We start from the raw sequence: 22,130 nt of genomic DNA, 5'->3' as shown, positions 1-22,130 counted from the left end.
CGGGCAAGCCTTGCTCCCACAAGGACTACATCACCTGTAGGAACAAGGCTTGTACATCACCTGTGGGAGCAAGACTTGTACATGACCTGTGGGAGCAAGGCTTGCCCGCGATGGCGGTTGTTCAGTCAGCGAGCAGCCAAAACTCAGCGGCTTTTACGAAACACAAACACCAACCCCACGATGATCAGCACCATCCCCAGCAAGCTCAACAACGCCAGCCGGTTGCCAAACACCAGGTAGTCCATGATCGCCGTCACCGCCGGCACCAGGTAGAACAGGCTGGTGACATTCACCAGGTTGCCGCGGGCGATCAGTCGGTACAGCAACAACGTCGCCAGCACCGACACCACCAGCCCCATCCACAACACCGGCACGAAGAACCCCGTGCTGTACTCGAAATGAAACGGCTGGAACGGCACGAACACCGCGCACAGCACCAGCCCGGCCAGGTACTGCACCGGCAGCGTGCCCAGTGGGTTGTCGGTGATGCGCTTCTGCATGATCGAACCGGCCGTCATGCTCACCAGTGCCAGCAACCCGCAGAGCATCCCGGCCAGGGACATACCGGCCAGGCCGATGCCCTGGTACACCACCATCACCAGCCCGACCAAACCCAGCGCCAGGCCGAACATCCGCGACCAGGAACGCTGCCGCTCCATGAGCACCACGGTCAGGATCGGTTGCACACCCATCAGCGTTGCCATGACCCCCGGCGTGACACTCATTTGCAGCGCCAGCAGATAAAAGATCTGGTAGGCGCCCAGCAGCACCATCCCGGTGGTCGCCGCGTACAACATCGGCTTGCCAGTCTTGGGCAGCTTGAACTTGAGCAACGGAATCAACAGCACCAGCGCCGACAGCGCGATGGCAAAACGGATCAGCAAAAAGGCGAAGGGTGAAGCGTGGGCCAGGCCCAGCTTGGAAAAGATCGCCCCGCTGCTCCACAGTAAAACGAACAGGCTCGTGGAAGCCGCCGCCAACAAGGCGTTTTTGGAAAGGGAAAACATGGATACCACCTGTAGTCAGGCAAAAAGCCAACTCAGCCGAAGCTGAAGTCCAGTAGTTTTTTCAGGCGGGCACAGGGGACGGCAACCGTTGCCGATCAGCCCTGAATGCCAACACCCGGCGGTGATACGAAGGCGTACACCGATGAGCTACTGACAGGTGGGGGGTATTGACCGATCTGCGCAGGCTGCTGGTTCCCACACGGCACGACGCCAGCGTTGAACGCTGGAACCACGACCGCGATGACAGGGGATGCAGGCATGAGCCGATCTCTTGAAGGGGGGTTCGAAAACCCGAAGAGCGCAGACTATAACCAGCGCTCGATGGACTGCGCAATGTTTAAACGAACAACCAATGGCCAAGCGCCGTCAGCACCGCCACAGCCAACACCGGCCGCAACCGTCTGACGCAACATTCTCTGTTGAGTAAAACGCAATAAACACTTTCTAACAGGCGCTACCTGAACCTTGGCTGACGCCTGTCAAAACACCGCTATATGAACCTTTGCAGGCAGGCCTTCTGTGGGAGCAAGGCTTGCCCGCGATGAAGATGATGCGGTCTGCCAGGAAACCGAGGCGCCTCTATCGCGAGCAAGCTTTGCTCCCACAGCAGGGATCCCTCACCACCGCAGTGAATTCACGGTTACTGCTGAATCTCCTGCTCGGTAAACAGATCACTGAACAACATGCTCGACAGGTAGCGCTCGCCCGAATCCGGCAGGATCACGACGATGGTCTTGCCCTGCATTTCCGGTTTCTCTGCCAGGCGCACGGCCACGGCCATCGCCGCGCCACAAGAGATCCCGCAGAGAATGCCCTCCTCCTGCATCAAGCGCAGGGCCATGGCCTTGGACTCGTCGTCAGTGACCCGCTCGACCAGGTCAACGATCGACAGATCGAGGTTCTTCGGCACGAATCCTGCGCCGATCCCCTGGATCTTGTGGGGGCTGGGCTTGATCTCCTGGCCCGCCATCGCCTGGGTAATCACCGGCGAAACCTCAGGCTCGACCGCCACCGACAGGATCGGTTTGCCACAGGTGTTCTTGATATACCGCGATACCCCAGTGATGGTTCCGCCGGTGCCCACACCCGCTACCAGCACATCCACCGCGCCGTCGGTGTCGTTCCAGATTTCCGGGCCGGTGGTTTTTTCGTGGATCGCCGGGTTCGCCGGGTTATCGAACTGCTGCGGCATGAAGTATTTGGCAGGATCGCTGGCCAGGATCTCGGTGGCTTTCTCGATGGCCCCCTTCATCCCCTTTGCCGGCTCGGTGAGCACCAGCTCCGCGCCCAGGGCCTTGAGCACCTTGCGCCGCTCGATGCTCATGGAGGCAGGCATAGTCAGCATCAGCTTGTAGCCACGGGCGGCGGCGACGAACGCCAGGCCGATCCCGGTGTTGCCCGACGTCGGTTCGACAATCGTCATGCCCGGCTTGAGTTTGCCCGAGCTTTCGGCGTCCCAGATCATGTTCGCGCCGATCCGGCACTTGACCGAATACCCTGGGTTGCGCCCCTCGATCTTGGCCAGGATGGTCACGCCGCGCGGGGCAATGCGGTTGATCTGTACCAGTGGCGTATTACCGATGGAATGGGCGTTGTCAGCGAATATACGGCTCATGGCTGGGTCCTTGATGCGGCGGGAATTTAAGCCTTTAAAGGTATGCCTGTTGCCCATGGTCGTCCAGTTGCACCGAACGTTCCCGTTGTTGCAACAGTCAATGGCATTAGGAGGCGCTCCCCAACAAACGCTGGAGACTGACTGACATGAAGCGTCGATACCGCTGGCCACTGTGGGTTTTCGCCGCCATCGTCGCGGTGCTGGTGACCCTGCATTTCACCTTGCCTTACCTGGTACGCGACTACCTGAACGAGAAACTGGCCGACATGGGCGACTATCGCGGCCAGATCACCGACGTGGACCTGGCCCTGTGGCGCGGGGCCTACCGGATCAACGGCCTGGAAATCGTCAAGGTCGACGGTAAGGTCCCGGTGCCGTTCGTCAAGGCACCGCTGGTGGACCTGTCTGTGAGCTGGCACTCGCTGTGGTACGACCAAGCGGTGGTGGCCGAGGTGGAATTCGCCCGCCCGGAAGTAAACTTCGTCGACGGCGGCGCCAACCGCCAGAACTCCCAAACTGGCCAGGGCACCAACTGGCGCGAGCAGTTGAGCAAACTGCTGCCCATCACCTTCAACGAAGTGCGAATCAGGGACGGCAAGGTCACCTTTCGCAATTTCAACTCCAAGCCACCGGTCAACCTGCGGGCCACCGACGTCAACGCCAGCTTCTACAACCTGACCAACGTGGTCGACACCAAAGGCAAGCGCGACGCCCGTTTCGAAGGCAAGGCCCTGGTGGCCGAACACGCGCCCCTTGAGATGCAGGCCACCTTCGACCCCTTGAGCAATTTCGAAGATTTCGATTTCCGTCTGCGGGCCAGGAACATCGAACTCAAGCGCCTGAACGATTTCGCCGCGGCCTATGGCAAATTCGATTTCAATGCCGGCCACGGCGACCTGGTGATCGAGGCCGAAGCCAACAACGCCAGGCTCAGCGGCTACATCAAGCCATTGCTGCGCGATGTCGATGTGTTCGACTGGCAGCAGGACGTGGAGAACCAGAACAAGAACATCTTCCGTTCGGTCTGGGAAGCCTTGGTGGGCACGGGTGAAACGGCCCTCAAGAACCAGCGCAAGAACCAGTTCGCCACCCGGGTGGAACTCAGCGGCAATGTTCATCAGCAGGACATCAGCGCCTTCGAAGCCTTCCTGCAGATCCTGCGCAACGGTTTCGTCCAGGCCTTCAATGCCCGTTACGAACAACCGCCGCCGTCGACCGACTAAGGTTTGCGCGTGACGGTGTAACGGCCGGTCGGCTCCGCCGCCACGCTTGCCCCGCTACGTTGCAACGAGTCCCAGCCCAGGCATGCCAAGGCCAGCGAACGCGGCACAGCCTCGCGACCGCTGCTGTAGCGGCTGATGCTGCGAGCGCTGACCCCCAGTGCTTCAGCCGCCTGGTTCAGCGGCAGGCCCGTGCGGGCGCGCCAACCGATGAAGATGCGGGTATTTTCGTCCACGGCGTTCTGCGCCAGTGCGTCCAGATACAAGGTATCGGAACCGATCTGGATATCCAGCGCAGGCCATTCCACGCTCCAGCCATCGTCGCCCAGGACTGCGCCCTCAAACGCTCCATCTTCAAGCAAAGGCTGCAAGCCTGGATAACGTTGTACATCGGCGCTCAAGTCCAGCCTCAGTTGCTGACCGTCAATGAACGTCAGGTCCAGACTGAACGGCAATAAAGGCTGCACGGCCAATAGCCGTGGCCGTTTCATGGGTAGCATCGTTGCCAATCCTCCAGCAGTTGCGCTTGATGGGCGCTGACCCAGTCCAGCGCTTCCTTGATGATCAATGGCGGCGCCCGGCCCATCATCACTTCGACGGGGTCCAGCCTCAGGACCACATCCACCCCGCCACCGGTGAGGTGGACATGGGGCGGTGGATGATCCCTTTCGCGCAATTGAATGCGGTACGTATTTTTGAATCGATATTTAGTAGACATTCCACCGAGCGTATCGCCAATTTGGCGATACGCAATACTGGCAAGGCGCCAAGACTGAGTCAACATGTGACGCCCCATTCAGAGACTGAATACAGCGTCTGCGTTCACAGTCGGCGGGGCGCCGCGTTATAGTCGGGCACGATATTTATTTCCCGCGCCCCGCCTCGCCAGGCCGGCGACACCGTTCGAGGAATTGCAGAATGAAGTTCGAAGGCACCAGCGCCTACGTGGCCACCGATGACCTGAAACTGGCCGTGAACGCCGCCATCACCCTGGAGCGACCATTGCTGGTCAAGGGCGAACCGGGCACCGGCAAGACCATGCTGGCCGAACAACTGGCTGAATCCTTCGGCGCGCGCCTGATCACCTGGCACATCAAGTCCACCACCAAGGCCCACCAGGGCCTCTACGAGTACGACGCGGTCAGCCGCCTGCGGGACTCGCAGTTGGGCGTGGACAAGGTCCACGACGTGCGCAATTACCTGAAGAAGGGCAAGCTCTGGGAAGCGTTCGACTCCGAGGAGCGAGTCATTCTGCTGATCGACGAAATCGACAAGGCCGACATCGAGTTCCCCAACGACCTGCTGCAGGAACTCGACAAGATGGAGTTCTACGTCTACGAGACCGACGAAACCATCAAGGCCAAGCAACGGCCGATCATCATCATTACCTCCAACAACGAAAAGGAACTGCCGGACGCGTTCCTGCGCCGCTGCTTCTTCCACTACATCGCTTTCCCCGACCGCGTCACCCTGCAGAAAATCGTCGATGTGCATTACCCGGACATCAAGAAGGACCTGGTCAGTGAAGCGCTGGACGTGTTCTTCGACGTGCGCAAGGTGCCGGGCCTGAAGAAAAAACCTTCCACTTCCGAACTGGTGGACTGGCTCAAGCTGTTGATGGCCGACAACATCGGCGAAGCGGTGCTGCGCGAACGTGATCCGACCAAGGCCATCCCGCCGCTGGCCGGCGCCCTGGTCAAGAACGAACAGGACGTGCAATTGCTCGAGCGCCTGGCGTTCATGAGCCGTCGCGGCACTCGCTGATCCTCTTCGTCTAACAAGAGCGAGGGCGATTGCCATGCTGCTTAACCTGTTCAATGAGATGCGCGCCGCCAAGGTGCCCGTGTCGGTGCGTGAACTGCTGGACCTGATCAACGCGCTGAAACAGCGGGTGATCTTCGCCGACATGGACGAGTTCTATTACCTGTCCCGGGCGATCCTGGTGAAGGACGAACGGCATTTCGACAAGTTCGACCGGGCGTTCGCCGCCTACTTCAACGGCCTGGAGAAACTCGACGATCACCTCCAGGCGCTGATTCCCGAAGACTGGTTGCGCAAGGAGTTCGAGCGTTCGCTGACCGACGAAGAGCGGGCGCAGATCCAGTCCCTGGGAGGCCTGGACAAGCTGATCGAAGAATTCAAGAAACGCCTGGAAGAACAGAAGGAACGCCATGCCGGCGGCAACAAGTGGATCGGCACCGGCGGGACCAGCCCGTTCGGCTCCGGCGGCTTCAACCCCGAAGGCATCCGGGTCGGCGACGCCGGCAAGCGCCAGGGCAAGGCTGTGAAGGTCTGGGACCAACGCGAATACAAGAACCTCGACGACCAGGTGGAACTGGGCACCCGCAACATCAAGATCGCCCTGCGCCGCCTGCGCAAGTTCGCCCGCCAGGGTGCGGCCGAAGAGCTGGACATCGACGGCACCATCGACCACACCGCCCGCGACGCCGGCCTTTTGAACATCCAGATGCGCCCGGAGCGACGCAACACCGTCAAGTTGTTGCTGCTGTTCGACATCGGTGGCTCGATGGATGCCCACGTGAAGATCTGCGAAGAACTGTTCTCGGCCTGCAAGACCGAGTTCAAGCACCTGGAGTATTTCTACTTCCACAACTTCGTCTACGAATCGGTGTGGAAGAACAACCTGCGCCGCACCTCGGAACGCACCTCGACCCAGGATTTGCTGCACAAATACGGCGCCGACTACAAAGTGATCTTCATCGGTGACGCCGCCATGGCACCCTATGAAATCACCCAGGCCGGCGGCAGCGTTGAACACTGGAACGAAGAAGCCGGTTATGTGTGGATGCAACGCTTCATGGAGAAATACAAGAAGCTCATCTGGATCAATCCGTACCCCAAGGACACCTGGGGCTATACCGCCTCGACCAACATCGTGCGCGAGTTGGTGGAAGATCGGATGTATCCACTGACCTTGCGGGGGTTGGAGGAAGGGATGCGGTTTCTTTCCAAGTAAGATGCTTGCTGCCCTTCAGGGCAGAGCAGGCTCGTCCCCACACTGGATCTTCGTCACACAAGAGATCCCTGTAGGAGCTGGCGAAGCCTGCGATCTTTTGATCTTGATCTTTCGCTCAAGACTCAATTGCCAATGGAAAGATCGCAGCCTCGTTGCACTCGGCAGCTCCTACAGTGCCCAGCGGGACTTCGCAAAATTCCCTCGCCACAACAGGCTACAGCCCGCGCAGGTCGCGCTCTTCAATCGGCCGGCCCTGGCGCAGGCGCTTGCCGCCCAGCACCACCCAGTCGATCAGGCGGAACAGGCATTCCAGGCCGAACGACAGCAACATCGCACCGCTGATGCCCCAGACCATGGCCTCGGGGGTCAGCAGGATCTGGTAGCTGTAGCCGTTCCAGGTTTCCTTGCGAATGTCCGGATCGGCGGCCAGCGCCACTTGCAGCAAGCGGATGTACCACGGGCCTTGCATCGCCTGGAATTGCTTGTCCAAGGCCTGCTGGCGCACAAGCAAGGTGTTCAGGCTGTCGGCATCGCTGCGAAAGATCGGGTCTTCGCTGGCGCGGTAATGGGCCACCAGGGCTTGCATGTCGCCCTTGAAGAACTGGTTGGCAGTGCCCTGGAAACCTTGCAGGCCGGTCTGCGCCTCGATCAGGTGAGCCTCGACCCGCTTGGCGTAATCATTGATGAAGCCCGGCACCTGGACCCCAACCAACAGGCCCACCGCGAACAACACCAGCCGTAGATAACTGAGCAACATAGCGTGACGTCCTTATTCGGTCCGGCCGTGGCTGACGCATTCGCCGCGTCGCCACAGGCTCCATTGGCCCGGTTCGTAGCGGGTCCAGGTTTCGTTTTCGGTCAAGGGTTCGGTGGCGATCACCGTGACCACGTCGTTGGGCGTGGTTTCAGCCTGGAAATCGACAATCACATCCACATCCTTGAGGCGAGCCGGGCCGAACGGCGCGCGACGGGTGATCTGGGCCAGTTTGGTCGAGCAATAGCAGAACAGCCAATCGCCATCGCTGAGCAGGCAGTTGAACACGCCTTTGCTGCGGTATTCAGCGCAGGCCTCGATCAACGCCGGTAGCAATTGTTCCACCGCCACCGGTTCGGGGAAGGCCTGGCGCACGCGGTTGAGCAGATCGCAGAAGGCCGCTTCGCTGTCGGTATCGCCCACCGGACGGTAGAAGCTCACGCCCGGCTGGAAATCGGCGAGCTGGCCGTTGTGGGCAAAACACCAGTTGCGGCCCCACAACTCACGCACAAACGGGTGGGTGTTGGACAGGCTGACTTTGCCGACGTTGGCCTGGCGAATATGCCCGATCACCACTTCGCTCTTGATCGGATAGCGCTGCACCAGGTTCGCCACTTCCGATTCGCTGCTGGCGGCCGGGTCCTGGAACAGGCGCAGGCCACGGCCTTCATAGAAGGCGATGCCCCACCCGTCCCGGTGCGGCCCGGTCTTGCCGCCGCGCTGCATCAGCCCGGTAAAGCTGAACACGATGTCGGTCGGCACATTGGCGCTCATGCCCAATAACTCACACATGCTCGAACTCTCGCTTCAAGGGGCAGGCCCGGTTACAGGCGCGGTTCGATACGCGAACGCTGGGGGTTGCTCGGCACGGGCGGGCGACCGTAACGGTCATCACCGGCTACGCCGAACGGTGGCTCATCCTCCGGCTCATCGGCCGCGGCGGCGGCTTTGGCGGCGGCAGCCCGTTCCTTGCGAGCGTTGGCGGCACGCTCGATAGGGAAGCGGATCAGCACTAAAATCAAGTAGAGGCCGAAGACGATCATGCCGTACATGAGCAGATCGGAAGCCGCCCGCCAGACGTTATTACCGACCTTGAACATGACGTCCAGGGCGACAATGGCCAAGGCCGGGGCAACCTTGTCCTTCACCGGGTCAACGACAGTGGGGCTGAACAGCAACACCGCCATCAACAAGCGCAGCGGTTCGCGCAACCAGCGCCACATCCAGCGGGTCATGCGCATCCACACCAGCAGGCAGCCCAGGGCGGCGAAGGCGTAGAGGCCCCAGGCGATCAGATAGTCGTTCTCGGTCATGGTGTCCATGGCAAGGCAGGCAAAGAGACGCTTATAGTAACGGCTTTTCGCGCGTCAGGCTGCCCCGGCGTCTGGCGAATGGCCTGTGTGGTGGGTTTTGTCCAGGCCATGTGTCCCTTTTCGTATAACGTTCGAGAGCCTTTCATGTCCCTATCTGCCCACGTTTCCAACGCCCCGATTGCCCGCAGGGACGCCGGTGTTGATCCATACGCCTGGCTGCAGGAACGCGACACCGACGCCGTGCTCGACTACCTCAAGGCGGAAAACGGCTACCAGGAGGCGCAACTTGCCGACCAGGCCGAGCTGCGCGAAAGCCTGTTCCAGGAGATCAAGGGGCGGATTCTCGAAACCGACTTGTCACTGCCCTCGCCTTGGGGCCCGTACCTGTATTACACCCGTACCACGGCCGGTGACGAATACCCGCGCCACTACCGCTGCCCGCGTCCGGCCGATGACAGCCTGAGCGTGGATGAAAGCCGTGAACAACTGCTGCTGGACCCGAACGTGCTGGCTGGCGGCGGCTTCTTTTCCCTGGGCGCTTTCAGCATCAGCCCCGACCACCAGCGCCTGGCCTACAGCCTGGACACCACGGGCGACGAGATCTACACCCTGTTCGTGAAGGAATTGTCCAACGACAAGGTCAGCGAACTGTCCTTCTCCGATTGCGACGGCAGCATGACCTGGGCCAACGACAGCCTGACGCTGTTTTTTGGCGAATTGGACGACACCCACCGCCCGCACAAACTCTGGCGCTATCGCCTGGATGGCACGGCCGCCGAAGAAGTGTTCCATGAGCCAGACGGGCGTTTTTTCCTGCATTGCTACCGCTCCAGCTCAGAAAAACAGTTGATCCTGTCCCTCGGTAGCAAGACCACCAGCGAAGTCTGGGTGCTGGACGCTGCGCAGCCGCAACACCCCTTCACCTGCCTGGCGCCACGCCTGGAAAACCACGAATACGACGTCGACCACGGCCTGCTCGATGGCCAATGGACCTGGTTGATCCGCAGCAACCGCGACGGGATCAACTTCGCCCTGTACCAGGCTGCCGACACGGGCGTGGCGCCGACCGAGGCTGACTGGCAGAACCTGATCCCCCACAGCGACACGGTGATGATCGACGGCCTGAGCCTGAACGCCGGGGCCATGACCTTGAGCCTGCGCGAAGGCGGCCTGCCCATCATCGAGGTACACCCACAAGGCTTGCCGGCCTATCGGGTGCAACTGCCGGATGCGGCCTACAGCCTGCATGTGCAGAACAGCCTGGAATTCGTCAGCGATCGCATCCGCCTGCGCTACGAGGCCCTGAACCGTCCGGCGCAGATCCGTCAGTTGGACCTGGCCAGCGGCGTACAGGTCGTGCTCAAGCAAACCCCGGTACTGGGCCCGTTCGATGCCGATGCCTACGTCAGCCAGCGGCTTTGGGCGACGGCAGCGGATGGCACCCAGGTGCCCATCAGCCTGGTGGTCAAGCGCGAAGCCCTCGGCCAGCCGGTACCGCTGTACCTGTACGGCTACGGTGCCTATGGCGAGAGCCTCGACCCGTGGTTTTCCCATGCGCGGCTGAGCCTGCTCGACCGCGGCGTGGCGTTTGCCATCGCCCATGTGCGGGGCGGCGGTGAGCTGGGGGAAGCCTGGTATCGCGCCGGCAAGCAGGAACACAAGCACAACACGTTCGGCGACTTCATCGCCTGCGCCGAGCATTTGATCGCCAACGGCTTGACCACCGCCGAGCAACTGGCGATCAGCGGCGGCAGCGCCGGTGGCCTGCTGATCGGCGCAGTGCTCAATCAACGCCCGGAGCTGTTCAAGGTCGCGATTGCCGAAGTGCCGTTTGTCGATGTGCTCAACACCATGCTCGACCCCGACCTGCCGCTGACCGTCACCGAATACGACGAATGGGGCAATCCAGAGGAGCCGGACGTTTATGATCGGATCCGGGCCTACGCCCCATACGAAAACGTCAGCGCCCAAGCGTACCCGGCGCTGCTGGTGATCGCCGGTTACAACGACAGCCGTGTGCAGTACTGGGAAGCGGCCAAGTGGGTGGCGAAATTGCGAGCCACCAAGACCGACGACAACCCTCTGCTGCTCAAGACCGAACTGGGCGCCGGCCACGGTGGAATGAGCGGGCGCTACCAGGGATTGCGTGACGTAGCGCTCGAATATGCATTTGTCTTGAAGGTTTTGGGGAGGGTCTGAGGAACTCTGTGGGATGGCCGGGTCTTAGCTCCATGCGCAAGGCCTTGCTGTAACCCAGCCCAATGTGGGGAAGGCTTTGTGGGAGCAAGGCTTACCCGCGATGGCATCGGCTTGATCTGACAGACAGAACTGAGTCGCCTGTATCGCGGGCAAGCCTTGCTCCCACAAAAGATAAAAGCCTGTCCCAGAGATCTGCTTACACCCGGGCCAAACTGAACCTGCAACAAACACAAGAAAAAGACCGTGCCAACATGTCAGAACCGACCTTACTGAACAAAGAAATCCGCGACTGGCTGATGGACTGCGGCCTGTTCGACCAGTTGCTACCCGTCGACTTCGCCGCGGCATCGGGCTATTTCAGCATCAGCGCCATCGCCGAGGGCGAAGCGATTTTCCGCGAGGGCGATGCCGGCAGCTTCATGTGCATCATCCACACCGGCCAGGTGGCCGTGCAGAAAACCGGCCCCGACGGCCAACCCGTGACCATCGCCACGCTGCGCAGCGGCCGGGCATTCGGCGAAATGGCTGTGCTCGACGGCGAACGGCGCTCGGCCAGTTGCATCGCCGCCAGCGATTGCCAGTTGCTGAACCTGGGCAAAGACTCCCTGGAGAAAATGCTCAACGACGCCCCGAAGATCGCCGCCAAGATCATCCGCGCCCTCGCCGTCTCCCTGTCCAAGCGCTTGCGCATGGCCGATGGGCAGTTGTTGTCGCAGCAGGTCTGACCCCCTCTGTCAGTTGAAACACAGAACCTGTGGGAGCAAGCCTGTGGGAGCAAGCCTGTGGGAGCAAAGCCTGTGGGAGCAAAGCTTGCTCGCGATAGCGGTGTTGCATATGCCGACGTCATCGCGAGCAAGCTTTGCTCCCACAGAGTCCACCGCAATGCCCGAACCCACAGGTTTTTACCATTCAGTTGTTTCATCGAATGGCTTCAGATCTACCCCCCCGGCGACTTGGCCTTCACAGGCTTGGGTTCCATGCCCGGTATCGGCTGGTCCTTGGGCGGCTTGGGCATTTCGATCGGTGGCAGCAAGGGCGGCCCACCGCTTCCGGTGCCAGCCTTGGGCACACCGTTGGGCGTGACCGGCGGGTAGGGCATGGGAGTGGCGGTGCCAGGCGACCCGGGGATGCTCGGCGGGTTGACCGGAATCGTCGGTTGTTGAGCCTGGGCGCAACTTATTGAGAGCGCCGTCAGGGCAATGGCCGTTAGAATGATGCACTTCATCAATGGCTCCGTGGCTATTGTCTGCTTTAAGGCTAGTCGTTACCGCGCCGGTCTGCCCTCCTACGAGATTTCCATGAAACGTTTCGTTCTGCTCGACACCACGCCCATCCCTGATAACGGCGGTGCCCTGTGCCTGTTCGAGTACGGCGAAGACTTCGTCATCAAGATCCAGGGCGGTGACGGCGGGCAGTTGATGAACACCCGCATGCACGGTTCCGAAGATGCCCTGGCAGAGATTCCCTGCCGCAAGGTGGCCGGTCGTCCTGGCTCGCGTGTGCTGATCGGCGGCCTTGGCATGGGGTTCACCCTCGCCTCGGCCCTCAAGCACCTGGGCAAGACCGCCGAAGTGGTGGTGGCTGAACTGGTGCCCGGCGTGGTGGAGTGGAACCGTGGCCCATTGGGTGAAAAGGCCGGGCGACCGCTGGCGGACCCACGCACGGTGATCCGCATGGAAGACGTGGCCAAGGTGCTGCAAGCCGAACCCCAGGGTTTCGACGCGATCATGCTCGATGTCGACAACGGCCCGGAAGGCCTGACCCAGAAAGCCAACAGTTGGCTGTATTCGGCTGGAGGCCTGGCCGCCTGCGCCAAGGCCCTACGGCCCAAGGGCGTGCTGGCGGTGTGGTCGGCCAGCGCTGACCGGCAGTTTTCCGACAAACTGAAGAAGGCCGGCTTCAAGGCCGAAGAGGTGCAAGTGTTCGCCCATGGCAACAAAGGCACCCGCCACACCATCTGGATTGCCGAGAAGCTCAAGGGCTGAGCTAAACTGTGCCCAACCGTCATCAGTCTTTTTTACAAAGGTGAACCCATGAGTTCGTCAACGCCACCGTCCAACACCGCCAAGCTGGACCGCATCCTCGCCGATGCCCAGCGCGACCGGGAGATGGGCTACCGCGACAAAGCCCTGAAAATGTACCCCCATGTCTGTGGCCGCTGCGCCCGTGAGTTTTCCGGCAAGCGCCTGAGCGAACTGACCGTTCACCACCGCGACCACAACCACGACAACAACCCGCAGGACGGTTCCAACTGGGAACTGCTGTGCCTGTACTGCCACGACAACGAACACTCGCGTTACACCGACCAGCAATATTTCGGCGACGGCTCCCTGAGCACCCCGAAAATCGCCAAGGCGACCCACAACCCCTTCGCCGCACTGGCCGGGTTGATGAAGAAAGACGAGTAATTAGCCGTTGTGACGAGCGGGTTTACCTTGCGCCGCAAAGTGTTGCTCCACAGATAAAATCCCCTCACTCGACTGTGGAGCGGCTGCCTGGGCCGCTTTCATGGCCCCGCTGACAAATCTGCAATGCCCCCGTCAGGTCGCTGACAGCTTCGCACCTTTAGCATGCCCGCTACTTCCCTCATTTGCAGGTGAAGTAAGCCAAGGTTGATGAATATCAATCTGCCAAAGCCCTCCCTGCCTATTCTGTGGTTATCGGTGGCGGTGGCTCGCCTGGCCTGAAGGAGCGACAGCATGAACACTCATCAACCCCCAGCGGGCGCAACGCCATTCTGGCGGGGCAAGACCGGCATTGTCTTGATCATGTTGTTGGCCATCGGCCTCTTCTATCTGGCGCGAGAACACTTCAGCCACATCGCGGCGAATTGGCCGTACCTGATTCTCCTGATATGTCCCTTGATGCATATCTTCGGACACGGACACGGCCATGGCGGTCATGGACGACATGGCCAACCACCCGTCAACCGCAGGGATCAGGAAGGCCCCTAGCCATGCCCGACACTCCAGCGCACCTTCACCACAGTGCTTCAGCACCCAACGGCGACATGGCGACTGAATACACTTGCCCCATGCACCCGGAAATACGCCAATCCGGCCCCGGCACCTGCCCCAAGTGTGGCATGACGCTGGAGCCGGTGATGCCCGCGCTGGAAGAAGAGGACAATCCAGAACTCAAGGACTTCACCCGCCGCTTCTGGTGGTCACTGCCGTTGACGGTCATCGTCACGGTGCTCGCCATGGCGGGGCACGCCTTGTCGCTGTTTCACGGTGAAACGCAAAATCTCGTCGAGTTTTTCCTGGCCACGCCAGTGGTCCTGTGGGCAGGCTGGCCGTTTTTTGTGCGGGCAGTGGCCTCTGTTCGCCAGCGTAGCCCGAACATGTGGACCCTGATTGGCCTGGGCACCGCGGCGGCCTATCTCTACAGTGTCGCCGCCACGTTTTGGCCGGGAGGATTCCCCGCCACGTTCGTGCAAGAGGGGCGGATCGGCGTCTACTTTGAAGCCGCCGCGGTGATCATCTCCCTGACTTTGCTGGGGCAGATGCTGGAGCTCAAGGCTCGCTCGCAGACGTCGGCCGCCATCAAGTCGCTGCTGGGGCTGTCACCCAAAACCGCGCGCAGGATCAATGCCGATGGCCAGGAACAAGACATCCCTCTGACCCACGTCCATCAGGGTGACCACCTGCGGATCAGGCCCGGTGAAAAGGTCCCGGTCGATGGTACGGTGCTAGAAGGTGAAAGCGCTGTTGACGAGTCGATGCTCACCGGCGAGCCGGTTCCGGTGATCAAACGCGCCGGAGACAACCTGATCGGCGCCACGATCAACACCCACGGTAGCTTGGTGATGACGGCGCAGAAGGTCGGCGCCGAGACCGTCCTGGCGCAAATTGTTCAGATGGTCGCCCGGGCCCAGCGCTCGAAAGCGCCTATGCAGCGCATGGCCGACGTGATCGCTGGCTATTTCGTCATGGGCGTGATTGCCATCGCCGTACTGACCTTTTTCGGCTGGGGGCTGTTAGGTCCCGAACCTGGCTGGGTCTTCGGGCTGATCAATGCCGTCGCCGTGCTGATCATTGCCTGCCCCTGTGCGCTGGGGCTCGCCACCCCCATGTCGATCATGGTGTCCACCGGCAAGGCTGCCAGCCTGGGCGTGCTTTTCCGGGACGCCAGCGCCATCGAGAACTTGTGCAGGATCGACACGCTGATCGTCGATAAGACCGGTACCCTGACCGAAGGGCGCCCGGCCTTTCACAGCGTGAAAGCCACCCAGGGCTTCGACGACCGCCAGGTACTGCTGTTGGCCGCCAGCCTCGACCAGGGCAGCGAACATCCCCTGGCCCACGCCATCGTCGATCACGCACGAGCCGAGCATCTTGAACTGATCAAGCCGGCTTCATTTGAATCCGGCAGCGGCATCGGTGTCAGTGGCCAGGTGGACGGCAAACAGGTCCACTTGGGCAATACCGCCCTGATGAACGCCGCCAGCATCAGCGTCAGCCCACTGCAACAACAGGCCGAGCAGCTACGCGCGCAAGGCATCAGCATTATCTACATGGCAGTCGACGGTGTGCTGGCCGGGCTGCTGGCCGTCTCGGACCCGATCAAGCCAACCTCCAGGGAAGCGGTCAGCCAGCTCAAGGCTCACAACATAAAAATCATCATGGCCACCGGCGACGGCCTCACCACTGCACGCGCCGTGGCCAGGGAGATGGGCATTGAAGAGGTCCATGGGGAAGTCAAACCCGAGGACAAGGAACGTCTGGTGGCGGACCTGCAGCGCGATGGCCGCCAGGTCGCGATGGCGGGTGACGGAATAAACGATGCTCCCGCCCTGGCTCGGGCGAACGTAGGCATTGCCATGGGTACAGGCACGGACGTGGCGATGAACAGCGCCCAACTGACCTTGGTAAAAGGCGATTTGATGGGGATCTTGCGGGCCCGCACCCTTTCGGTGGCAACCGTTAGAAACATGCGCCAGAACCTCGGCTTTGCCTTCCTCTATAACTCGATGGGTATTCCGTTGGCTGCCGGCCTGCTGTATCCCCTGACCGGTCACCTGCTCTCGCCCATGATTGCCGCCATCGCCATGAGCGTGAGTTCGGCGTCGGTGGTGTTCAATGCCTTGCGGTTGCGTAACACGCCAGCACAATAATCCGCGCAAAAAACAGGCGCCACCAGGGCGCCTGACCGTCTCAAAACCAAAGGAGAACAAACGAGACGGTAATCAGCCGCCATTCGGACAGTTATCACCCAGGAGTCTATATTCCACGGTTTTGAGCTTGCCGTTCGAGTCTTCGTAAGTCATGCGCGACGGCCCGACACCACAGCTTTTATTGGCCGGTGTAATGCTCACCACTTTTTTTACATCGAGTTTCATGCCGTATTCGTAATGAACGATTTCGGCGACAGCTTTGCCGTTTTCGGCGGCGTATCGCGCCATGGCTTGTTGATTGTTCTGGATCATCTGGCCATAAACCCGGTCACCTCCGCCTTCCGCCAAGGCAAGGGAAGAAAGGGACAGGATCGAAACGGCGAGCAAGGCATCAAGGGTCTTCATGAGGAACTCCGGCAGTCATTTGTCAGGCAAACCATAACGACTGGTGCCTTTCACGACGCTGGCGGGGACGTTACCGATTGGTCAGGTTCGTGAACAGGTAACCGACCATCAGCCCCCACAAGTCCAATGTGGGAGCGAGCTTGCTCGCGATGGCGATCAAACAAACACCACACATCTCGAACCTGACCACCCTCCCCCATTCCCCGTATAATCGCGCCTTTTCCCCAAAGGCACCCCGCCCGTGGCCAACAAACGCTATAGCTGCATCGGTCTGTTCAACCCCAAGTCACCGGAAAACGTCGGTTCGGTCATGCGTGCCGCCGGCTGCTACGGCGTGGCGTCGGTGTTCTACACCGGCAAGCGCTATGAGCGTGCCGCCGACTTCGTCACCGACACCAAGAAAGTCCACTACGACATCCCGCTGATCGGTATCGACGACCTGAAGAAAATCCTGCCCCTGGGCTGTGTGCCGGTGGCCGTGGAACTGGTGGAAGGTGCTCGCCCGCTGCCCGAATACACCCACCCGGACCGGGCGCTGTATATCTTCGGCCCGGAAGACGGCTCGCTCGACAAGGACATTCGCGACTGGTGTGAGGACGTGGTGTACATCCCCACCACCGGTTGCATGAACCTGGCCGCCACCGTCAACGTCGTGCTGTATGACCGCATGGCCAAAGGCAACAACACCCGCTCAGGGCCGCAATTCCGCTGATCGGTGCGCAATTGGATTGAACAAGGCAGGCGCTCGGGCAGTCAGCTTTATACCAATCCCCACACTGGAGACAGATCATGAGCGATAACAATCCGTTCGAGCCGATTGAGACCACCCCTTTCCAATCCCATCCACCACAAAACGTGCAGGGTTGGGAACGCATTGGCTCACTGGCCGGCGGTGTGCTGATGATGGGCAAGGGTTTGCGCCGTGGCGGTGTGGTCGGCCTGGCTCAACTGGCGATCGGCGGCATGGCGCTGGCACGGGGGATCACCGGGCATTGCTCGGCCAAGAGCCTGCTGGAAAAGAATCGCCAGAACCTGAACAGCGCCCGCGCCCGCATCGAGCAGGCCGGTGACGAACTGAGCCGCTTGAAAGCCAATGCCGAGGCGGCGACTGGCACGGCTACGGTGACGGGGAATGATTCGTTGGATTCGCCCAAAGTTGGGCTCTGATTTTTGCAGTGCCGCTGATGGCCTCATCGCGGGCAAGCCTTGCTCCCACAGATACGATGCAATACCTGTGGGAGCAAGGCTTGCCCGCGATAGCGGTATTACTGAAGTAACCGGCTATCGAGCACAGTAGAAGCCCCATCCAGGACACTTTCACTGAGTTGCACAAACTCCTCGGTATCCACTGTCTCCAGTCGCATCGCCGCCTGCAACACATCATCCAGCGAACGCTTGTTACGGGTTTTCAGGCGAATCTCGCGGTCCAGCTCCTGCAACAGCAACACCGCCTTGGCCACCGCCGCCGAGCTGATCTGTTCGCCGCGCAAGGTGGTGATGCCCTTGCTGTCGCGGGCGAGCCGGTCGTTCAAGGTCTGATAGCGCTCATCACTCAGGCCGCCAGCGCGGCGCAGCAGTTCGATGGCGTAGTACTCGGTCAGCCCCTCGCTGATCCAGTCGCTGCGATCATGATCATTGACCCGGGCCAGCGCCTGCACCAACTCCCGCAACAACGGGCTACTGCCCCGCTCGCTGACCAGCGGCGGACGGCTGTGCAGGTAGATCGAGTCATGACCGGCCTCGGCGCCACGCCACAACGGGTCACCGGCGCCGACAATCAGCAACTTGGCCGGATGACGCGGCACCAGCGCTTGCACCTGCGGCCAGACGAACGTCAGCAATGTCAGCACATCCATCCGGCGCATGCCCTGGCCCTGGGGCGAGGCCACCGTCACTTCAGTTTCGCCCAGGCGTGTGCGGCGGCTGCCCAGTTTGCCGGCGAGCATCCAGCCCGTGGGGCGGTCGAACAGGCGCGAGGGATTGTCGATGCGAAAGCGTTGCTTGCCGATGCGCGGCCAGGGGGTCTCGATGCTTTTCCAGCCGTCGGGCAATTCAACCTCAAGACGGGCCACCAGTTCGACGCCGTCCTGCTGGTCGAGCGTGGCCGACGGCACCAGGTCGTCGCCGCGCAGCAACGCCCATGTCGGGGTCATGCGGGTTTCGAAGGTGGCGTTCTTGCGCGCATGGCTGATGCGTACGCGGTAGCTCAGGCTGGCCTTGTCGGCGGCCGGGCGCCAGACACCTCGCGCCTCCTTGCCGGGAGTGAGTTGCCATTGACCGTCGGCCTTGAAATCGCTGTAGCGACTGCCGTCGCCGAGGTCGAAATCCAGGCTGCGCACCGCAGAACCACGGGCCAGGGTCAGGCGCACCTCGGCCTGATCGCTCTGGGGCAACAGGTGCACGTGATAATCCAGATCGACTTTCTGCGCCGCCCACAGCGGCGCGCACACCGCCAGCAGCCCCGCCGCCAGCATCCGTTTCAATCCTGCAGCCATGGGGTCTCCCTGGTGGTGCGCCGCCCGGCGGTTCAGCCGGCGCGGAAAATCAGATGATCTTCCCAATCGTCTTCCGGCACGCTGCCTTCGGCCAGCATGCGCCCGGACTGGGAAATACGTTCGTGGTGCACGGCATCGCGATCACCGCAGACCAAGTGGTGCCACAACGGCAAGTCCTTACCCTCGCTGACCAGCCGATAACCGCATGTCGGCGGCAGCCACTTGAACTCATCGGCCTTGCCCGGCGTGAGCTGGATGCAATCGGGGACAAAATCGCGGCGGTTGGGATAGTCGGTGCACTGGCAGGTTTTCAGGTCCAGCAGTTTGCAGGCGATACGTGTGTAGTAGACGCTGTTGTCGTCTTCGTCTTCGAGCTTTTGCAGGCAGCACAGGCCACAGCCATCGCACAGCGATTCCCACTCCTGCAGGTCGAGCTGATCGAGGGTTTTGCGTTTCCAGAACGGTTCGACTTTGGCGGCCATGGCTCAAGCATCAACATCAGGTGGTGAAAAGGCCGACAGTCTAGTGCCCGGGCCTCTTCAGGCCAAGCATTGGCGACTGTCGGTAGGCCGGGACTTGTCAGGCCGGGCGGCGGGACGTAGGTTGTTTCATTGACTTTCCAAACCCCACCCAGGTAAGCCCATGAGTGCCAATCCCCGCATTGCCGATTACGCGATTCACCCTCAATTCATCGAGCGCTGGTCGCCCCGTGCCTTTACCGGCGAGACCCTTGCCGAAGAAACCCTGCTGGGCTTCTTCGAAGCTGCACGCTGGGCGCCGTCGGCGTACAACTCCCAGCCGTGGCGTTTTCTGTATGCGCGCCGCGACACGCCGAATTGGGAGCGTTTCCTGGGTCTGCTCAATGAATTCAACCGCGGTTGGGCCCAACACGCCTCGGCACTGGTGATCATTGTTTCGAAAACCACCTTCGCCGTGCCCGGCGCCACCGAAGAAACCCCAGCGCAGTCCCACACCTTCGATACGGGTGCGGCCTGGGGCCACCTGGCGCTGCAAGCCAGCCTCAGCGGCTGGCATACCCACGGTATGGCCGGTTTCGACCAGGAACTGACCCGCAAGGAACTGAAGATCCCGGAAGGCTACGCCCTGCACGCCGCCGTGGCGATTGGCAAGCTGGGGGACAAATCGACACTGGCCGAGTACCTCCAGGCCCGCGAAACCCCAAGCCCGCGCCGGCCGTTGAGCGAACTGGTGGCAGAAGGCGATTTCAGCCTGTAATCCCATTTTATGACCGCTGAAGACCCCCTGTGGGAGCGAGCTTGCTCCCGCCAGGCTGCGTTGTAGGAGCTGTCGAGTGCAACGAGGCTGCGATCTTTCCAAAGACACTTGAATCTCAAGCGAAAGATCAAAAGATCGCAGGCTTCGCCAGCTCCTACAGGGCGGGACGGAGCACGCTCCCTCGCCAAGTCAGTAGCCCCGGGTGAAGTCCACTTCCCCGCGCAGTGCTTCGCCCGCCTGGTAGGCCCGCAGGTTTTCCAGGAACAGCTGCACCATCATCGGTGGCGAGGTCGGTGCCGAGCTGTGGCCGGTCAGCAGCAGGCCCCAGGCGGTCCAGAAGGGGTGGCGCTGCGGCAGCGGCTCCTGGCGGCAGACGTCGATCACCGCACCGGCCAGGTGCCCGTCCTTCAGGGCCTGCACCAGGTCCGCATCCACCACCGCTACGCCGCGACCGACGTTGATGAACAACCCGGTCGGCTTGAATTGCTTGAACAGCGCCGCGTCGTACACATCATGGGTATCGGGGGTGTTGGGCAGCAAATTGATCACGTAATCCGCCTCGCCCACCAGGCGCGGCAGATCCTTCAGCGCCCCGACCTCGAGGAACGGCGCCAATGCCCGCGCCTCGCGGGCCACGCCATACAGCTGCACACCAAACGGCACGAGGAACTGCGCCACACGCTGGCCAATGTCACCGGTCCCGACGATCAACACCTTGCGCCCGGCCAGGCCTTGCCCCTGGCGGTTGTCCCACTTGCGCTCGACCTGGCTGACCAAGCGTGCCAGCACCTCACGCTCATGGCCGAGCATGTAGGTCAGCACGTATTCAGCCATCACCTGGCCGAAAATGCCCACCGCGCGGGTCAGGCGGTAATTGCGCGTCAAGCCCTCGGCCAGCAACGGCGTGATGCCCGCCCAAGTCGATTGCAGCCAGCTGGGTCTATGGCCTTGACGCAACAGGGTGGCCAGCAGATCAGGCTGGCCGAGCCAGACCGGGCAATCGGTGGCCAGGCGCGACAGTTCGGCGGAGTCGCCGCTGGTCAGCACTTCAATATCGGGTGCCGCCTGACGCAAAAGCTGGGCGTACACCGGGTGGTCGTGTTCGGCAATCAGAACGCGCATGAATCAAACCTTTCAAAAACAGTGCGGACAACCGCCGACAGAGTGTCGCTCCATCCAGGCGGTCATCGCCAATAAACTATTCCAGTGTGTTTCAAGAGCCCCCAGGACAGGGGGCCCAGGGAATCGTCAGATCGGGTCGTTGCGGCGTAGCAACTCTTCAGGCAAATGCTCGATGTACTCATCTTCGGCCGGCGGCATTTGCAAGTGATAGCCCTGGGTGTCGAGGTTTTCCAGCACTTTGTTGATGTCTTCCCGGGACAGCGCCCGCTCGGGGCTCAGCACCAGGTCGAAGGCATGAATCGCCTTGCCAAAGGCGGCCATCAACGGCTCAGGTACACGCTCCAAGGCATCGCTCTTGAGCACATACAGGTACATCTCGTTTTTCTTCGAGCTTCGGTAGATGGAGCAGATACGTTTCAAGGCTGTTCTCCTACAGTGGCCAGGCTGTCGAGCAGCGCCTGGCCCATCAACTCGCGGCGCCAGCCACGCAGCGAATCAGGCAATTGGTAAGGGCCCTCGGGGAAGCCGCTCTTGATCAGCGCTTCGAGGGTTTTCTTGCGCAGCATCAGCTCCGGGGCAATTTCCAGGCGCTCGGCTTCTGCCTGCCCCAGCGCCCGCAGACGCTTGACCAGGGCCGCGGCCTCGATGGGCAACGGCTCGGCCACCGCCGG

General features: G+C 61.3%; 25 protein-coding genes and 1 pseudogene. 12 read left to right on the top strand and 14 right to left on the bottom strand.

The annotated features are described in order from the left end of the window. Positions 1 to 143: 143 nt before the first annotated feature. Together CFII68_RS13055 and cysK are read right to left on the bottom strand one after the other, a co-directional pair. Positions 144 to 1,007 carry a DMT family transporter gene (locus CFII68_RS13055; RefSeq protein WP_018607563.1) on the bottom strand — a complete coding sequence of 288 codons (864 nt, stop codon included), beginning with the start codon at positions 1,005 to 1,007 and terminating at the stop codon, positions 144 to 146. 640 nt (positions 1,008 to 1,647) lie between these two features. Next, positions 1,648 to 2,622 carry a cysteine synthase A gene (gene cysK / locus CFII68_RS13060; protein ID WP_018607561.1) on the bottom strand — a complete coding sequence of 325 codons (975 nt, stop codon included), beginning with the start codon at positions 2,620 to 2,622 and terminating at the stop codon, positions 1,648 to 1,650. 146 nt (positions 2,623 to 2,768) lie between these two features. Between cysK and CFII68_RS13065 the strand changes: the two genes are divergently transcribed. Then, positions 2,769 to 3,845, top strand: a complete 1,077-nt coding sequence (locus CFII68_RS13065) for a DUF748 domain-containing protein (RefSeq protein WP_018607560.1) — start codon at positions 2,769 to 2,771, stop codon at positions 3,843 to 3,845. Here the strand turns inward: CFII68_RS13065 and CFII68_RS13070 are convergent. Together CFII68_RS13070 and CFII68_RS0126015 are read right to left on the bottom strand one after the other, a co-directional pair. Continuing rightward, complete coding sequence (locus CFII68_RS13070) at positions 3,842 to 4,342, bottom strand: DUF2442 domain-containing protein (protein WP_033062663.1); 501 nt, start codon at positions 4,340 to 4,342, stop codon at positions 3,842 to 3,844. The two genes, CFII68_RS13065 and CFII68_RS13070, sit on opposite strands and share 4 nt — an antisense overlap. After that, positions 4,330 to 4,560: a DUF4160 domain-containing protein gene (locus tag CFII68_RS0126015; protein WP_024618563.1), complete on the bottom strand. Its 231-nt coding sequence runs from the start codon at positions 4,558 to 4,560 to the stop codon at positions 4,330 to 4,332. Before CFII68_RS0126015 ends, CFII68_RS13070 begins: the two co-directional genes overlap by 13 nt. Before the next feature lie 200 nt (positions 4,561 to 4,760). On the opposite strand from CFII68_RS0126015, the gene CFII68_RS13075 reads away from it, so the two are divergent. Further along, positions 4,761 to 5,606 carry a MoxR family ATPase gene (locus tag CFII68_RS13075; protein ID WP_018607555.1) on the top strand — a complete coding sequence of 282 codons (846 nt, stop codon included), beginning with the start codon at positions 4,761 to 4,763 and terminating at the stop codon, positions 5,604 to 5,606. 34 nt (positions 5,607 to 5,640) lie between these two features. Then, positions 5,641 to 6,819 (top strand): VWA domain-containing protein, encoded by a 1,179-nt coding sequence (locus CFII68_RS13080; protein ID WP_003198888.1) that lies wholly within the window; start codon positions 5,641 to 5,643, stop codon positions 6,817 to 6,819. Positions 6,820 to 7,033: 214 nt separating this feature from the next. Here the strand turns inward: CFII68_RS13080 and CFII68_RS13085 are convergent, their stop codons facing one another. From CFII68_RS13085 to CFII68_RS13095, 3 genes are read right to left on the bottom strand one after another with little or no spacing between them, the layout of a single operon-like run. Next, the gene (locus CFII68_RS13085; protein ID WP_018607553.1) at positions 7,034 to 7,576 is read right to left on the bottom strand and encodes a DUF2937 family protein; all 543 of its coding nucleotides are present in this window, start codon (positions 7,574 to 7,576) and stop codon (positions 7,034 to 7,036) included. Between the two features lie 12 nt (positions 7,577 to 7,588). Next, on the bottom strand, positions 7,589 to 8,365 hold the full coding sequence (locus tag CFII68_RS13090) for a class II glutamine amidotransferase (RefSeq protein WP_018607550.1): 777 nt from the start codon (positions 8,363 to 8,365) through the stop codon (positions 7,589 to 7,591). 32 nt (positions 8,366 to 8,397) lie between these two features. Beyond that, on the bottom strand, positions 8,398 to 8,895 hold the full coding sequence (locus tag CFII68_RS13095) for a hypothetical protein (RefSeq protein WP_033062662.1): 498 nt from the start codon (positions 8,893 to 8,895) through the stop codon (positions 8,398 to 8,400). Positions 8,896 to 9,030: 135 nt separating this feature from the next. Here CFII68_RS13095 and CFII68_RS13100 point away from each other — a divergent pair, with 135 nt between their 5' ends. After that, positions 9,031 to 11,085 (top strand): S9 family peptidase, encoded by a 2,055-nt coding sequence (locus CFII68_RS13100; RefSeq protein WP_018607545.1) that lies wholly within the window; start codon positions 9,031 to 9,033, stop codon positions 11,083 to 11,085. A 251-nt stretch (positions 11,086 to 11,336) separates the two neighbouring features. After that, positions 11,337 to 11,810, top strand: a complete 474-nt coding sequence (locus tag CFII68_RS13105) for a cyclic nucleotide-binding domain-containing protein (RefSeq protein ID WP_014337065.1) — start codon at positions 11,337 to 11,339, stop codon at positions 11,808 to 11,810. Between the two features lie 212 nt (positions 11,811 to 12,022). Here CFII68_RS13105 and CFII68_RS26820 read toward each other — a convergent pair whose 3' ends face one another. Further along, entirely contained in the window at positions 12,023 to 12,310 is a 288-nt protein-coding gene (locus CFII68_RS26820) for a hypothetical protein (RefSeq protein ID WP_018607543.1), read from the bottom strand. 73 nt (positions 12,311 to 12,383) lie between these two features. On the opposite strand from CFII68_RS26820, the gene CFII68_RS13110 reads away from it, so the two are divergent. From CFII68_RS13110 to CFII68_RS13130, 4 genes are all read left to right on the top strand, one after another. Continuing rightward, entirely contained in the window at positions 12,384 to 13,070 is a 687-nt protein-coding gene (locus tag CFII68_RS13110) for a spermidine synthase (protein WP_018607541.1), read from the top strand. A gap of 48 nt (positions 13,071 to 13,118) precedes the next feature. Beyond that, positions 13,119 to 13,493: a YajD family HNH nuclease gene (locus tag CFII68_RS13115; RefSeq protein ID WP_003184246.1), complete on the top strand. Its 375-nt coding sequence runs from the start codon at positions 13,119 to 13,121 to the stop codon at positions 13,491 to 13,493. A gap of 291 nt (positions 13,494 to 13,784) precedes the next feature. Continuing rightward, positions 13,785 to 14,039 (top strand): DUF2933 domain-containing protein, encoded by a 255-nt coding sequence (locus CFII68_RS13125; RefSeq protein ID WP_018607538.1) that lies wholly within the window; start codon positions 13,785 to 13,787, stop codon positions 14,037 to 14,039. 2 nt (positions 14,040 to 14,041) lie between these two features. Further along, positions 14,042 to 16,201, top strand: coding sequence for a copper-translocating P-type ATPase (locus CFII68_RS13130; protein WP_084483710.1), 2,160 nt, complete (start codon positions 14,042 to 14,044; stop codon positions 16,199 to 16,201). Positions 16,202 to 16,273: 72 nt separating this feature from the next. On the opposite strand, the gene CFII68_RS13135 is transcribed toward CFII68_RS13130, so the two are convergent. Further along, on the bottom strand, positions 16,274 to 16,606 hold the full coding sequence (locus CFII68_RS13135; protein ID WP_018607534.1) for a DUF2790 domain-containing protein: 333 nt from the start codon (positions 16,604 to 16,606) through the stop codon (positions 16,274 to 16,276). 241 nt (positions 16,607 to 16,847) lie between these two features. Here CFII68_RS13135 and CFII68_RS13140 point away from each other — a divergent pair, with 241 nt between their 5' ends. Together CFII68_RS13140 and CFII68_RS13145 are read left to right on the top strand one after the other, a co-directional pair. Further along, positions 16,848 to 17,318 (top strand): RNA methyltransferase, encoded by a 471-nt coding sequence (locus CFII68_RS13140; protein ID WP_003198862.1) that lies wholly within the window; start codon positions 16,848 to 16,850, stop codon positions 17,316 to 17,318. A gap of 77 nt (positions 17,319 to 17,395) precedes the next feature. Then, positions 17,396 to 17,773: a DUF2892 domain-containing protein gene (locus CFII68_RS13145; protein ID WP_018607528.1), complete on the top strand. Its 378-nt coding sequence runs from the start codon at positions 17,396 to 17,398 to the stop codon at positions 17,771 to 17,773. Positions 17,774 to 17,871: 98 nt separating this feature from the next. On the opposite strand, the gene CFII68_RS13150 is transcribed toward CFII68_RS13145, so the two are convergent. Together CFII68_RS13150 and CFII68_RS13155 are read right to left on the bottom strand one after the other, a co-directional pair. After that, on the bottom strand, positions 17,872 to 19,101 hold the full coding sequence (locus tag CFII68_RS13150) for a hypothetical protein (RefSeq protein WP_033062661.1): 1,230 nt from the start codon (positions 19,099 to 19,101) through the stop codon (positions 17,872 to 17,874). A gap of 32 nt (positions 19,102 to 19,133) precedes the next feature. Beyond that, the gene (locus tag CFII68_RS13155; RefSeq protein WP_018607524.1) at positions 19,134 to 19,583 is read right to left on the bottom strand and encodes a YcgN family cysteine cluster protein; all 450 of its coding nucleotides are present in this window, start codon (positions 19,581 to 19,583) and stop codon (positions 19,134 to 19,136) included. A 160-nt stretch (positions 19,584 to 19,743) separates the two neighbouring features. Here CFII68_RS13155 and CFII68_RS13160 point away from each other — a divergent pair, with 160 nt between their 5' ends. Continuing rightward, complete coding sequence (locus tag CFII68_RS13160) at positions 19,744 to 20,337, top strand: nitroreductase family protein (RefSeq protein ID WP_018607522.1); 594 nt, start codon at positions 19,744 to 19,746, stop codon at positions 20,335 to 20,337. A gap of 189 nt (positions 20,338 to 20,526) precedes the next feature. On the opposite strand, the gene CFII68_RS13165 is transcribed toward CFII68_RS13160, so the two are convergent. The 3 genes and pseudogenes from CFII68_RS13165 to CFII68_RS13175 all read right to left on the bottom strand — a co-directional run. Continuing rightward, the gene (locus CFII68_RS13165) at positions 20,527 to 21,459 is read right to left on the bottom strand and encodes a D-2-hydroxyacid dehydrogenase (protein ID WP_018607520.1); all 933 of its coding nucleotides are present in this window, start codon (positions 21,457 to 21,459) and stop codon (positions 20,527 to 20,529) included. A 126-nt stretch (positions 21,460 to 21,585) separates the two neighbouring features. Then, the gene (locus CFII68_RS13170; RefSeq protein WP_014337057.1) at positions 21,586 to 21,879 is read right to left on the bottom strand and encodes a YcgL domain-containing protein; all 294 of its coding nucleotides are present in this window, start codon (positions 21,877 to 21,879) and stop codon (positions 21,586 to 21,588) included. After that, positions 21,876 to 22,130, bottom strand: a pseudogene (locus CFII68_RS13175) (ribonuclease D); the annotation flags it as partial. The gene CFII68_RS13170 and the pseudogene CFII68_RS13175, both read right to left, overlap by 4 nt.

Origin of the sequence: Pseudomonas sp. CFII68 (assembly GCF_000416195.1) — a bacterium.
Classification (GTDB): domain Bacteria; phylum Pseudomonadota; class Gammaproteobacteria; order Pseudomonadales; family Pseudomonadaceae; genus Aquipseudomonas; species Aquipseudomonas kilonensis.
The sequence above is the reverse complement of the archived record's forward strand: the minus strand, read 5'-3'. Positions and strand labels throughout refer to the sequence as shown.